A 12,806-nucleotide genomic window follows, 5' to 3' on the forward strand; every position below is an offset into this window, starting at 1 on the left:
GGCCGGAACCCGCTCCGGCCGGACCGCGACAGCCGCTCAGCGCGGTGCGGCCGGCGGCAGCGCGGCCAGCGTCTGCTGCGCCTCGGCCATGATCCGGCCGACGAGTTCCGCGCACGACGGCAGATCCTCGATCACCCCGGCGACCTGCCCGGAGGCCATCACCCCCAGATCGGTGCGCCCCTCGACCATCGACGCCTTGAGCAGCATCGGCGTGTTGGCCGCGAGTAGCACCTGGCTCCAGGAGAGGTCCCTGCCGTGCCGCATCGCCAGGCCGTCCCGGACCATCTGACCCCAGCCCAGGCCCGACAATTTCCGGAACGACGCGGCATGGCGCACCGCCCGGACCAGCGCGGCGCCGCGCCCGGACCGCTCCAGCGCCTCGACCAGCTCGCTGCGCAGCATCCGGTGCGGCAGACCGTCCACCTTCGTGGTGACGGTGACGTCCTGGACAGCCGCCGCCAGATAGCGGGCCTGGACGGCCGGCGGCACGGTGCTGTCGGACGTCAGCAGGAAGCGGGTGCCCATCGCGACCCCGGCCGCGCCGTACGCCAGCGCCGCGACCAGGCCGCGCCCGTCGAAGAAGCCGCCCGCGGCGATCACCGGGATGTCGACCGTGTCCACGACCTGCGGGAGCAGCACGGACGTGGCGATGCTCCCGGTGTGTCCGCCGCCCTCCCCGCCCTGGACGACGACCGCGTCCGCGCCCCAGGCCGCGACCTTCTCGGCATGGCGGCGGGCCCCGACGGACGGGATGACGACGATCCCCGCGTCCTTGAGCCGGGCGATCAGCTCGGGGGAGGGGGCCAGTGCGAACGAGGCGACGCGTACGCCCTCCGCCACCAGGAGGCGCACCCGCTCCGCCGCGTCGCCCGCGTCGGCCCGCAGGTTGACCCCGAACGGCGCGTCCGTACGGGACTTGACCTCGCGTACCGCCGACCGCAGCTGCTCCACGGTCATGGTGGCCGAGGCGAGGATGCCCAGGGCGCCTGCCTCGGCCGTCGCCGAGACCAGCCGGGGCCCGGCCACCCATCCCATGCCGGTCTGTACGAGGGGATGGCGCACCCCGACGAGCCGGGTCAGCGCCGTGTCGATCCCGGAGGTGGCCGTCATACCGGCGGCACCTCGCGGTCGCGCCGTCCGTCCGGGTCGATGACCGTGCGGATCAGCCGCAGTTCGGTGGCGGTGGGCTCCCGGGTGCAGGGCACCTCGTCGGGCAGGACGAGCGGGAAGCCGGTGGCCGCCTGGACCTCCGCGGCCGTCACACCGGGGTGTATGGAGACGAGCCGCATGGTCCGGTCCGGGGTCGCGAAGTCGAGGACGCCGAGGTCGGACACCACCCGCGGAAGGCGGTGGTAGCGGGTCGCGGACGGGCCGGCGGCGGCCGCGCTGTCGTACCCCACCCCGCTGATCATGTCGACCTTCTCGACGAAGACCCGCCGGGAGTGCTTCGGCACCCAGTAACTCACCGGGTTGTTCAGGGTGTTGACGGGTGCGCCGCGTACTCCGAGGAGCTGGCGGGCGGGCCGGTGCCAGTCGCCGATGCAGGAGATGTTCTGGTTGCCGAAGCGGTCGAGCTGACTGGCGCCCATCATCACATGGCGCCGGCCGCCGGTGACCATGGTGAGATGCCGGCGGTAGGGAAGCCAGCCCTCGGCCGTCCCGTCGGGGCCCACGAGCATCGCCTCGCCGTCGGTGAGCAGCAGATCGGGGGAGAAGGTGCGCTGGGCGAGCCGGGCGCCGATCGACGGGATCAGGCCCATCGGACTGGCGAGCACCTCGCCGTTGTCGCGCCAGGCCTCGGCGCAGGCGATCACGCAGTACTCGGCGCGGGTGGTGGTCGTCCGGCTCACGTCTGCTCCTCGTGCCAGGTCTGGACCGCGGACTGGTAGGACTTCTCGTCCCCGGACAGGAACCGCTCGGCGAACTCCGGCCAGGGCGTGCTCGCGTACAGCTTCTGGAAGGCCTCGTCGCGGCCGTAGTCCGGGACACAGGAGGTGAAGTGCGCGCCATGGGGGGCCTCGACGACCCCGGTGACCGTGTGCCGGTTCACCAGCAGCGTCTGCGGCACGGCGCCGGCGAAGTCGTCCACGAGCCGCTCGCAGGAGAGGTAGGCGTGGTCGGCGGCCTCGCAGAACAGGTCGTCGAAGTACGGGTCGGGGCCCAGGTACTGGCCGTTGCCGAGGCGGTCGGCACGGTTGAGATGGACCAGCGCGGCGTCCATCCGCAGGGCCGGCACGGCGACCAGCGTCTCGCCGTCCTCGTACGGTGAGGTGACGGTCCGCAGGCCGGGGTTGACGCGCATGACGTCCGAGCCGAGTCCGGCCCGTACGGGGAGGAACGGCAGCCGGTTGGCGGCCGCGTGCAGGCCCCACATGAACATCGCCTCGTCGGGTTCCGTCAGGGCGAACGCGCCCTGCTGGCGGGCCGCGCGGAAGTGCGGTTCGAGCGGGATCGAGTCCAGCGTGGCGAACGGCGCGACCAGTTCGCGGATGCGGCCCGCGGCGGCGAGCAGGCCGACGTCGGGCCCGCCGTACGAGATCACGGTGAGATCGGTGAGGTCGGAGCGGAGCAGCGCGCGCACCAGTGCCATCGGTTTGCGGCGTGACCCCCAGCCGCCGATGCCGAGGGTCATCCCGCTGTGCAGCCGGGAGACCACGTCCTCGGGTGTCATGGTCTTGTCGGTCATGGCTCAGCCCTCCTTGGCCGGTGTGCCGTCGGGCGTGCCGAAGGTGTCGCGGACCCGGTCGGCGACCCCGCTGAGGTTCGCCTCGAAGGTGAAGCCCTGCTCGAAGCGGTAGCTGCGCCGGACGTCGACGGGGTCGATGCCGTTGAGGGCGGCCTTGGCGAGACGGAGGAGACTGCCGTCCTTCCGTGCGATCTCCCGCGCCAGGTCCCGGGCTGCACCGGCGAGTTCGGCGCGCGGCACGACCTTCCAGACCGAGCCGTGGGTGTGCAGTTCGGCGGCGGTGGCGGTGCGTGAGGTGTAGTAGAGCGCGCGCATCAGATGCTGGGGGACCAGCCGGGCCAGATGGGTGGCCGCGCCGAGCGCGCCGCGGTCCAGCTCCGGCAGCCCGAAGGTGGCGTCCTCGCTCGCCACGATCGCGTCCGCGTTGCCGACGAGGCCGACGCCGCCGCCCAGACAGAAGCCGTGCACGGCCGCGACCACCGGCACCTCGCAGGCGTAGACCGCCGCGAAGGCCTCGGCGCACCCGTGGTTGGCGCCGATCAGGACACCGTGGCCGCCCGCCGCGGTGTCCCGCTGCATCTCCTTGATGTCGACGCCCGCGTTGAAGCCGCGGCCCGCCGCGGTGAGGACGACACAGCGGACGCCGGGGTCGTGGCCGGCCGCGCGCACCGCGTCGGCGAGGTCGTACCAGCCCTGTACGGGAAGGGCGTTGACCGGAGGGAAGTCGACGGTGATGACGGCGACGCCCTGGTCCGGTGTGGAGGTGGAGACACCCATGAGGCGATCAGCTACCTTTCCACCAAGCGTTTGTTAGGTAGCGAAGCTAGCAGCGGATCGCGCGCTGCGGGAGGGGTGCCGAATGAGCCTGACCCTCGATCTGACCGGACGGGTCGCCGTCGTCACCGGCGGCACCCGGGGCGTCGGCGCCGGCATCGCCCGTGCGTTCCTCCAGGCCGGTGCGGAGGTCGTGGTCTGCGCCCGGCGGCCGCCGGACACCCCGGTCACCGCGGCCGGCCGCACCGCGCACTTCCGCCCCCTCGACCTGCGCGACCCGGCCGCCGTCCGGGCCTTCTTCCCGCGCGTCGCGGCGGCGTACGGCCGGCTGGACTGCCTGGTCAACAACGCCGGAGGCACGCCGTACCGGCTGCTCGGGCAGCACACCGCCGAACGGCACGCCCGGGTCGTCGAACTCAACCTCCTCGCGCCGCTGACCGCTTCCCTCGCCGCGTACGAGGTGCTGCGCGACCGGCCGGGCGGCGGTTCGGTCATCATGATCGGCAGCGTCAGCGGGACCCGCCCCTCGCCCGGCACCGCCGCCTACGGCGCGGCCAAGGCGGGCCTGGACCAGCTGGCCCGCTCCATGGCCGTCGAATGGGCCCCCCGGGTCCGGGTCAACACCCTCGTCCTGGGCATGGTGCGCACCGAACTCAGCGCTCTGCACTACGGGGACGAGGCGGGCGTCGCCGCCGTCGGCGCCACCGTCCCGCTCGGCCGGCTCGCCGAACCCGCCGAGATCGGCGACGCCTGCGTCTTCCTCGCCTCCGACCGCGCCGCGTATCTGACCGGCGCGAGCCTGCTCGTCCACGGCGGTGGCGAGCGCCCCGCCTTCCTCGACGCCGCCACCGCCAACCACCCCGGCACCCCGCCCGCCCCCGAGGAGATCCGCCATGACGGAACAGGAGACTGAGATGACCGGTACCGGAATCTGCGCGGGACGCGTCGCCGTCGTCACCGGAGCGGGCCGCGGTCTGGGCCGCGCCCATGCCCTGGCCCTCGCAGCGGAAGGGGCGGCGGTCGTGGTGAACGACCTCGGGGTGGCCCCCGACGGCGCCGGGACCTCGGCCGGGCCCGCCCAGCGGGTCGCCGACGAGATCCGCGGCCAGGGCGGCCGGGCCGTCGCCCACACCGGGGACATCACCACCACCGACGGCGCCGCCTCGCTGGTCAGCGCCGCCCTGGACGCCTTCGGCCGCCTCGACGCCCTCGTCAACAACGCCGGGTTCCTGCGCGACCGGATGCTCGTCAACCTCGACGAGGATGACTGGGACGCCGTCGTCCGCGTCCATCTCAAGGGCCACTTCCTGCCGTTGCGGCACGCCGCCGCGCACTGGCGCGCCGAGTCCAGGGCGGGCCGCACGCCCGACGCGCGGATCGTCAACACCTCCTCCGGCGCCGGGCTGCTCGGCAGCGTCGGTCAGGGCAACTACTCCGCCGCCAAGGCCGGGATCGTCGGCCTCACCCTCGTCGCCGCCGCCGAGATGGCCCGCTACGGCGTGCGGGTCAACGCGCTCGCCCCGGCCGCCCGTACCCGGATGACCGAGCAGACCTTCGCCGCGACGATGGCGGCGCCCGCCGACGGGGGGTTCGACGCGATGGCCCCGGAGAACGTCTCCCCGCTGGTGGTGTGGCTGTGCTCCGCCGGCAGCGCCGGGGTCACCGGCCGGGTCTTCGAGGCCGAGGCGGGCCGGATCACCGTGATGGAGGGCTGGCGCCCCGGCCCCACCGCGGACAACAAGAGCCGCTGGACACCCGCCGAGGCGGGCCGGACCGCCCGCGAGCTGCTGGCCGCCGCCGGGACTCCGCAGCCGGTGTACGGGGCGCGGTGACCCACCGGACCGACGCGAACTCCCTCCGCGGCACGGTCCGTTCGCTCCGGGCGAGTCCGCACCTGACTCGCCGTCAGTCAGTGCCCTCCACTGCCGGGGCCCGGGTCCGCAGTCGTGGCCGGCAGATGGCGAACAGCCCGAAGGCGCCGAGGAAGGCCAGGACGGAGGTGCCGCGCAGCACGGCCTCGATGGCGGGGCCGTCGGCGGCCGCGGTCGTCGGGGAACCGCTGACGGCCTCCAGCACCGTCGCCGCGACCGTCACGCTCACCGCACCGAACAGCACCAGCGACGTCAGCACCAGCCCCGACGCCGCGCCCGTCCGCTCCGCGGGGACATGCGCCTGCGTGGCCACGTTCGTCAGCGCCCACCCCAGCCCGATGCCGACCCCGCAGACGACCAGGACCACCGCGTACCAGCCCAGCGGCCGCACCCAGGTCAGCACCAGCAACCCGGCACCGCTGACGAGCATGCCGCAGGCCATCAGCACCTCGGCACGCCAGCGCAGGGCCAGGTGCCCGGCGCGGTAACTGGCCGCTCCGACACCGCAGGAGAGCGCCAGGAAGATCACCCCGGCGTGGAACGGCGACAGCCCCCGGGCCTGCTGGAGATAGAGCGCGGCGAGCACCGCGAGCAGGCAATAGACCACATTCGACAGGGAACCCGCGAGGGTGATCACGTCGAACTTCGCGCTGCGGAAGAGGGACAGGTCGATCAGTGGCTCCGGCGCCCGCCGCTCCACCGCCACGAACAGCACGAGGAAGGCGACCCCCAGCGCGAAGAGGGCCAGGGTGGGTGCGGAGGACCAGCCCCAGCCCGGCCCCTGGTCGACGGCGAGCATCAGACAGGCCAGACCGAGGGCGACGGTCGCGGCGCCGGGCAGGTCGAGACGGCGGGTCGCGCGCTCGTCGCGGCTCTCCGGGACGAACCGCAGCACCAGCAGCATGGCGGCCAGACACACCGGCACATTCAGCAGGAACACCGCACGCCAGCTGACGTGTTCGGCGAAGACGCCGCCCACGAACGGCCCGAGCGCGGTGCCGACGGAGCTGAACGCGAGCACCGTACCGACCGCGGGCCCCTGCCGGTCGTCCCGGAAGTAGCTGGTCACCACCGCGATGGACACCGGGAAGATCAGCGCCGCACCGGTGCCCTGCACCACGCGCGCGGCGACGAGCCAGGGGGCGCTCTGGGCGGCGGCGCAGACCACGGACAGGGTGGCGAACACGAGCAGCCCGATCACGATGACCCGTCGCCGCCCGTGCACATCGGCCGTCCGGCCACCGACGATCATCAACGCGCCGATGGCCAGCATGTATCCGCTGACCAGCCACTGGAGGTCGGTGGACGAGGTCCCGAAGTCCCGGGCGATGACCGGCAGCATCAGATCGAGCGCGAACCAGTCCATCTGCACGATGAGCATGGACAGCGCCGCAGCGGCGATCACCGCCCGGTCCCGGTGCGAGAACGAGCCGTCCGGAACGGCCTCCCCGGCCTGAGGTGCCATGCGAGGGCGCACGCGCACTCCTAAGCGTTCGGGACCTGCCGAAAGCTGCTCTCCAAGGATAGAAGTCGGCGTCCGGGGCCGCACGGCGGCGGAGCGCCGGGCACCGGACGCCCGCCCGGCCCGGGGGAGTCAGTCCGGTGACGGACCCAGCCCCGCGAGACCGGCGGCGCGGGCGAGCAGCTCGACCAGCATGTCGGAGGTGAGCCGGCCGGTGAACGTGTTGCGCTGACTGGGGTGGTAGCTGCCGAGCACCTGGAGTTCCCGCCGCTGCCCGGTGGCGGGCAGGGTCAGTTGCGCCCCGTGACCGAACGCCGGGCGGGGCCGGGGGAGCGGCCATCCCGCCTCGCCCAGTGCGGGCAGCACCGCCTGCCAGCCGACGGAGCCCAGGGCCACCACCGCGCGCAGGCCCGGCGCGAGGAGTGCCACCTCCGCCGACAGCCACGGCCGGCAGGTACGGCGCTCGGCGGGCGTCGGCCGGTTCTGCGGCGGAGCGCAGTGCACCGGCGCGGTGACCCGCACCCCGTACAGCTCCAGCCCGTCGCCCCGGTGCGTCGCGGTGGGCCGGGAGGCGAGGCCGACCCGGTGCAGCGCGGCGAACAGGAAGTCACCGGAGGCGTCCCCGGTGAACATCCGGCCGGTGCGGTTGCCGCCGTGCGCGGCCGGCGCCAGCCCGACGACGGCCAGCGCCGCGTCCGGCGGCCCGAATCCCGGGACGGGGCGGGCCCAGTACTCCTGGCCCCGGAACGCCGCACGCGGATGGGCGGCGGTCTCCTCGCGCCACTCCACCAGCCGGGGACAGGCCCGGCAGCGGACCAGCTCCGCGTCCAGCTCCGCGAGCCCGCCGCAGCGCCCCGCGTGGTGGGCGGGAAAGCCGCTCTCGTCCGTGCCCGGCGGCTCCGCCGCCCCGGTTTCCTCCATCCCTCCACGCTATGCCCCCGCGCCGAACTCCCGCCTGCCGCCGACGGAACGGCGTCACCACGGGCGCGAGGTGCGCCACTCCACTTCTCCGTGCGTCATCGGGGCGAGGATGTGGTAGACGTCGCCGACCCGCAGATCGCCCGGTGTGGCGTACCGTCCGTGGGCGCGGATGACTCGGACGGACACCTGCGAGTCGGGCTGCCAGTAGACGCGGTAGTGCGCCGACTGCGACGGATACTCCGGGACCTCCACGAGGGGGGTGCCGCGCCGCTCCAGCAGCCTCCGGAGCTTGTCGAAGCGCAGCCTCCGGTCGAACCGCCCGTACCGCGACCGGAGCCGCTCCCCGGCGACCTTCCCGCCGCCCGCGAGCCGGTGCACCTGCAGGGTGAAGTGGTGACCGGTCCACGGCTCGTCGGGGGACGGGCGCTGCCAGGAGAACTCCGCCAGCCCGTAGTCACGCCACATCTGGGTCGGGTGCGGGGAGTTCTCGGCGTAGTCCGTCCCCAGGGCCTCGGTGACCTGCTCGGGGGTGGCGGTCGGCGGTGCGCCGAGCACGGTGCCGTGGGTGACGACGTCCAGATAGAACGCGAGGGAGTAGGGGGTCAACTGCCGCTCCAGGAGGACTTCATCGGGAAGGTGGCGGGAAGCCGCCGTCGAGGAGGCCGGCCATCCACTCCTCCACGCCGTCGACGGTACGCGGCAGCGCCGAGGACATCAGCCGCGCCCCGTCCGAGGTGATCACGAGGTCGTCCTCGACACGGACACCGATACCGCGCAGTTCCGGCGGCAGGGTCTCGTCGTCGGGCTGGAGGTAGAGCCCCGGCTCGACCGTGAGCACCTGCCCTTCCGTCAGGACGCCGTCGAGGTACTGCTCCGCGCGGGCCCGGCCGCAGTCGTGTACGTCGAGGCCGAGCATATGTCCCGAACTGCACAGCGTGTAACGCCGGTACAGACCGCTCTCGGGGGTGAGCGCCTCCCGCGCCGGGACGGGCAGCACACCCCAGTCGGCCAGGCCCTCGGCCAGGACGGCTGTACAGGCCCGGTGGAAGTCACGGAAGCTCGCTCCCGGCTTGAGGGCGGCGATACCCGCGTCCTGCGCGGCGAGCACCCGCTCGTACACCCGGCGCTGGACGGGGGAGAAGCGGCCGGAGAGCGGGAGGGTGCGCGTGATGTCGGCGGTGTAGAGCGAGTCGGTTTCCACGCCCGCGTCGAGCAGCAGCAACTGGTCGGGGGCGAGCGGACCGTCGTTGCGGGTCCAGTGGAGCACACAGGCGTGGGCGCCGGCGGCGGCGATGGTCTCGTACCCCGTGCCGTTGCCCTCGGCGCGGGCGCGCAGCTGGAAGACCCCCTCGATCCAGCGTTCCCCGCGCGGATGACGCAGTGCGGCGGGCAGGGACCGTACGACGTCCTCGAAGCCGGTGACGGTGTGATCGACCGCCTGTTGCAGCTGCCCGATCTCCCAGGCGTCCTTCACCAGCCGCAACTCGCTCAGCACGCAGGCGAGTTCGGCGTCCCGGGCGGCGTTCCGGTCGGTGGCGTGCGGCACCAGGTCGTCGAGGCGGGCGCAGCGGATGCCGGTGAGCCGTCCGGTCTCGGCCAGGTCCGGGCGGCGGCCGACCCAGAACTCACCGTATTTGCGGTCCCGGTAGAACTCCCCGCCGCCGTCCCGCGGTGAGCGCGGCCGTACGTACAGCACCGGTTCGCCGTCCGGCTCCAGGACCAGCACATGCCCCGGCTGGTCCTCGCCCGTCAGCCCGGTCAGCCAGGCATAGGCGCTGTGCGGACGGAAGCGGTGATCGCAGTCGTGCGAGCGGACCCTCAACTCGCCTGCGGGGACGAGCAGTCGCTCGCCGGGGAAGCGGGCGGCGAGCCGGGCCCGGCGGTCCGCGAAGAGCGCGAAGCCGGGGACACGGGAGTCGGCGGGGAGCGGAGCGGTGGCCCACCGGCCGGTCATGAAGTCGGCGAGGGCGTCCGACACCGGCAAGTCGTGGCTCCCGGTGTGGAGTTGGGCAGTACGCGCGGTCATGTCGACGCCTCCGGGAAAGCAGGGTGCTGAAGCCTTGTCAGTGCAATTTCACATTACTATGTTATAGGTCACACCTCGTGGAGTGAAGGCCCTCCCCTCACCCCCACCCCCCTCATCAACCCCCCACCCCCTCCCGGAGGTTCAGGTGTCCCCTTCGCCTACCCCGCGCAGGACGCTGCTGGCCGCGACCGTCGTCGCGGCCCTCGCCCTGCCGGTCGTCCCGTCGGCCCTCGCCGCGCCCCGCACCCCGGCCGCCCCCGCCCAGGGGGCCCGCCCCGGGCAGCCCGCACACCGTGCCGAAGCCCCCACCCCCAACCCCTTCGACCAGGCCCAACGCCTCGCCAGAACCCCGAAGTTCACCCCCGCACCGGCGCCCGCGCCCCGTTCCCGCACCGAGCGGGGCCGGATACCGGGCCCGCAGACCAGACCCGCCGCCGCGCCACCGCGCGCCACCGGACCTGCCGTCGCCCCCTGCACCCTCGACGGCATCACGGGGCTGAGCCCCGAACAGTTCGCGGACTTCCTCGCCGACCCGGCCGTCACCGCCGACGACTGTCTGCGCCGGCTCGTCTGGACCTGGGACGCCCGGCTCGTCCCCGTCATGTCCGACGCCCATGTCCAGGCCGTCGCCCGGCGCGCCACCGGGCTGGCCGCCGCCCACGACGGCAAGAACACCAGCCACCTGTACGAGATGTTCACCTACCTGCACGCGGTCGCCTACCAGGACTTCTCGCACGACGAGATCGACCTCACCGACGCCCCCACCGTCGACGCCATCCGCCGCGCCGTCGACGCCTTCGGCACCGCGGCCCGCACCTTCGACGTCACCCGGACCAACGCCGACACCCTGCGCGAGGCCCTGTACGCCGCCAGCGCCCCCGGGCTGCGGCAGCACCAACTCGGCCTGGTCCGCAAGGTCCTGGCGACCATGGACCCGTCCCACACCGCCACCCACAAGGACCCTTCCTGGGGGAACGCCGCCCTCGCCGCGCTCTCCGTCAACTACCTGGGCGTCTACCCCGGCAACAAGGACACCGCCTTCCAGAACGCGGTCACCGCCGACCCCGGCTACCGCGCCGTCTTCAAGGCCTTCGTGGGATACACCCACCTCAAGGGCACACCCAACGCCTGGGTCATCCGTGACGCCCTGAGCGAGTACGGCCGCTTCGGCGAGATCGCCGCGCTCAAGCCGGGCATCGTCACCGACCTCGGCGCGCTGCTCCGCACCACCGTGCAGAACTACGGCGAGGGCAGCGAACCCTGGGCCAAGATCGCCGGCTGGCTCGACTACTTCGGGGCCTGCGCACCGTACGCGGTGTGCAAGGCGGACATCGAGAAGCGGATCTTCCCGCGCACCTACTCCTACGACAACGGCGCCATCAAGGTCCGCACCGCCCTCGACCGCACCACCGTCGACCAGCTCTACTACGCGTCCAAGCAGGTCAAGGCGCAGTTCCACCGGGTGCTCGGCACGGCCGAGCCGCTGGCCGGCGACCCCAACACCACCCTGACCATCGTGCTGTACGCCTCCCGCGCCGACTACGAGGTCTACCACCCGCTGCTCACCGGCATGGGCACCAACAACGGCGGCGTCTACATAGAACGCGGCGCCACCTTCTACACCTACCAGCGCCGCGTCCCCCAGGACTCCACCCTCACCCTTGAGGAACTCTTCCGGCACGAGTACGTCCACTACCTCAACGGCCGCTTCGCCGTCCCCGGCTTCTTCGGGGAGGGCCCGTGGTACCAGGGCGACCGCACCACCGCCATGGACGAGGGCAGCGCGGAGTTCTTCGACGGCTCGACCCGCGACGACGGGATCGCGGTACGCCGCTCGCTGGTCAAGGGCGTCATCGCGGACACCGCGGGCGGCGGGCCGCGGATGAGCGTCCAGCAGCTGTTGCACGCGACCTATGACGGCGACGGCTTCCGCTTCTACAACTACGCCGGGACGTTCTTCGAGTTCCTGTGGCGCGACCACCCGGCGAAGCTCCAGGAGATGTACCGGTACCTGCGCGCAGACGACCCGTCCGCGTTCGACGCCTGGCGCAACCGGATGGGGTCCGACGCGGGGCTCCAGCAGCAGTACGACGCGTTCCTCGACGCCCAGATCGCCGTCGTCGACGACCTCTTCGTGCCGCGCACCACGTTCGTCCCCAACGGTTCCCTGAAGCTGTCCACCCCCGCCGCGGTCCAGAGCGCCTTCACCGCCGCCACCGCCGCCAGGCCCACCTGCAAGGACGGCGGCGACCCGGGCTACGGCCGGTTCCTCTGCAACGGCCGGATCACCGCCAACCTCAGCAACTCCGGCAGCCCCGACCAGGTCTTCAAGGACATGGCCGAAACGGTCGACTACTTCCTCCTGGACCGGGCCAGGCCCGCGGCGAACAACTTCGCCGACATGAACTGCTCCTTCGGCCCCACCGAGATCTGGTCCTCGGGCAAGGCCGGCAGCGCGGACTTCAGCTGCGAGGGGCCGCTGCGGCGGTGACCGACCCGTCACATCCGGTGGTCCACGGCCCGTCGCCCGCCGGGCGGGCCGTGTCCGGCGAGGCGCCGAGGATGTCGAAGCAGCCGCCGAGACCGACGGCGTCCAGCAGGCGCAGGAAGCGGGCGTCGGTGACCACCAGGGACAGCCGGCCGCCGTGCGCACGGATGCGGCGCCGGGCGCGGCACAGCACCCCGATACCGCCGCAGTCGAGGAAGTCCACCTGTGTCAGGTCGAGGACCATGTGCGGCCGGTCCCCGGCCGTCACCGGGTCGAGGCGGCCGTTGGTGCGCGCCGCGCTGGGGTAGTCCAGCTCTCCGAAGAGTTTCACGACGATCGGCGCGCCCATGGGGCGCCCGCGCCGAGGGGTCGTCGACTGCCGCAGCATGGATCTCACCTGTCCGCACGATTCCGGCCTCCGGGCCGCTGTCACCATCAAAGGCGGCGGGAGCGCCGGGCAGGAGGGCCGGGCGGGCCATCTCCCCTAGGACCTGTCGTCAAACTCCCGTCGTTCGCCCGAAGGGCGGCCCCGCGGGGTCTGGTGCGTGCGATCGCAAGGCGGAGGGTCGCCCCGATAC

General features: G+C 73.1%; 12 protein-coding genes. 3 read left to right on the plus strand and 9 right to left on the minus strand.

Annotated elements, in window-relative coordinates; genetic code table 11:
• Window positions 1-36: 36 nt before the first annotated feature.
• The 4 genes from ACWC9R_RS25455 to ACWC9R_RS25470 are packed head-to-tail and all read right to left on the minus strand — an operon-like array spanning window position 37 to window position 3,463.
• Entirely contained in the window at window positions 37-1,110 is a 1,074-nt protein-coding gene (locus ACWC9R_RS25455) for an NAD(P)H-dependent flavin oxidoreductase (RefSeq protein WP_450734817.1), read from the minus strand.
• Window positions 1,107-1,850, minus strand: coding sequence for a CoA-transferase subunit beta (locus ACWC9R_RS25460; RefSeq protein WP_450734819.1), 744 nt, complete (start codon window positions 1,848-1,850; stop codon window positions 1,107-1,109). Before ACWC9R_RS25460 ends, ACWC9R_RS25455 begins: the two co-directional genes overlap by 4 nt.
• Window positions 1,847-2,686: a CoA transferase subunit A gene (locus ACWC9R_RS25465; protein WP_450734821.1), complete on the minus strand. Its 840-nt coding sequence runs from the start codon at window positions 2,684-2,686 to the stop codon at window positions 1,847-1,849. Before ACWC9R_RS25465 ends, ACWC9R_RS25460 begins: the two co-directional genes overlap by 4 nt.
• A 3-nt stretch (window positions 2,687-2,689) precedes the next feature.
• Window positions 2,690-3,463, minus strand: coding sequence for an enoyl-CoA hydratase family protein (locus tag ACWC9R_RS25470; RefSeq protein WP_450734823.1), 774 nt, complete (start codon window positions 3,461-3,463; stop codon window positions 2,690-2,692).
• Window positions 3,464-3,545: 82 nt separating this feature from the next.
• Between ACWC9R_RS25470 and ACWC9R_RS25475 the strand changes: the two genes are divergently transcribed.
• Window positions 3,546-4,373 carry an SDR family oxidoreductase gene (locus ACWC9R_RS25475; protein WP_450734825.1) on the plus strand — a complete coding sequence of 276 codons (828 nt, stop codon included), beginning with the start codon at window positions 3,546-3,548 and terminating at the stop codon, window positions 4,371-4,373.
• 1 nt (window position 4,374) lies between these two features.
• The gene (locus ACWC9R_RS25480; RefSeq protein WP_450734826.1) at window positions 4,375-5,292 is read left to right on the plus strand and encodes an SDR family oxidoreductase; all 918 of its coding nucleotides are present in this window, start codon (window positions 4,375-4,377) and stop codon (window positions 5,290-5,292) included.
• Window positions 5,293-5,365: 73 nt separating this feature from the next.
• Here the strand turns inward: ACWC9R_RS25480 and ACWC9R_RS25485 are convergent, their stop codons facing one another.
• The 4 genes from ACWC9R_RS25485 to ACWC9R_RS25500 form a co-directional block, all read right to left on the minus strand.
• A complete protein-coding gene (locus ACWC9R_RS25485; protein WP_450734828.1) occupies window positions 5,366-6,808 on the minus strand; it encodes an MFS transporter in 1,443 nt (480 codons plus the stop codon).
• Window positions 6,809-6,925: 117 nt separating this feature from the next.
• Window positions 6,926-7,714 carry a uracil-DNA glycosylase gene (locus tag ACWC9R_RS25490; protein WP_450734830.1) on the minus strand — a complete coding sequence of 263 codons (789 nt, stop codon included), beginning with the start codon at window positions 7,712-7,714 and terminating at the stop codon, window positions 6,926-6,928.
• Between the two features lie 54 nt (window positions 7,715-7,768).
• Complete coding sequence (locus ACWC9R_RS25495) at window positions 7,769-8,320, minus strand: hypothetical protein (RefSeq protein WP_450734832.1); 552 nt, start codon at window positions 8,318-8,320, stop codon at window positions 7,769-7,771.
• Between the two features lie 19 nt (window positions 8,321-8,339).
• Window positions 8,340-9,740 (minus strand): aminopeptidase P family protein, encoded by a 1,401-nt coding sequence (locus tag ACWC9R_RS25500; protein ID WP_450734833.1) that lies wholly within the window; start codon window positions 9,738-9,740, stop codon window positions 8,340-8,342.
• 145 nt (window positions 9,741-9,885) lie between these two features.
• On the opposite strand from ACWC9R_RS25500, the gene ACWC9R_RS25505 reads away from it, so the two are divergent.
• Window positions 9,886-12,231: a collagenase gene (locus tag ACWC9R_RS25505; protein ID WP_450734835.1), complete on the plus strand. Its 2,346-nt coding sequence runs from the start codon at window positions 9,886-9,888 to the stop codon at window positions 12,229-12,231.
• Here the strand turns inward: ACWC9R_RS25505 and ACWC9R_RS25510 are convergent.
• Window positions 12,203-12,616: an STAS domain-containing protein gene (locus tag ACWC9R_RS25510; RefSeq protein WP_450734836.1), complete on the minus strand. Its 414-nt coding sequence runs from the start codon at window positions 12,614-12,616 to the stop codon at window positions 12,203-12,205. The genes ACWC9R_RS25505 and ACWC9R_RS25510 overlap by 29 nt on opposite strands.
• Window positions 12,617-12,806: the final 190 nt, after the last annotated feature.

It is taken from the genome of Streptomyces sp. NPDC001219 (genome assembly GCF_053597915.1).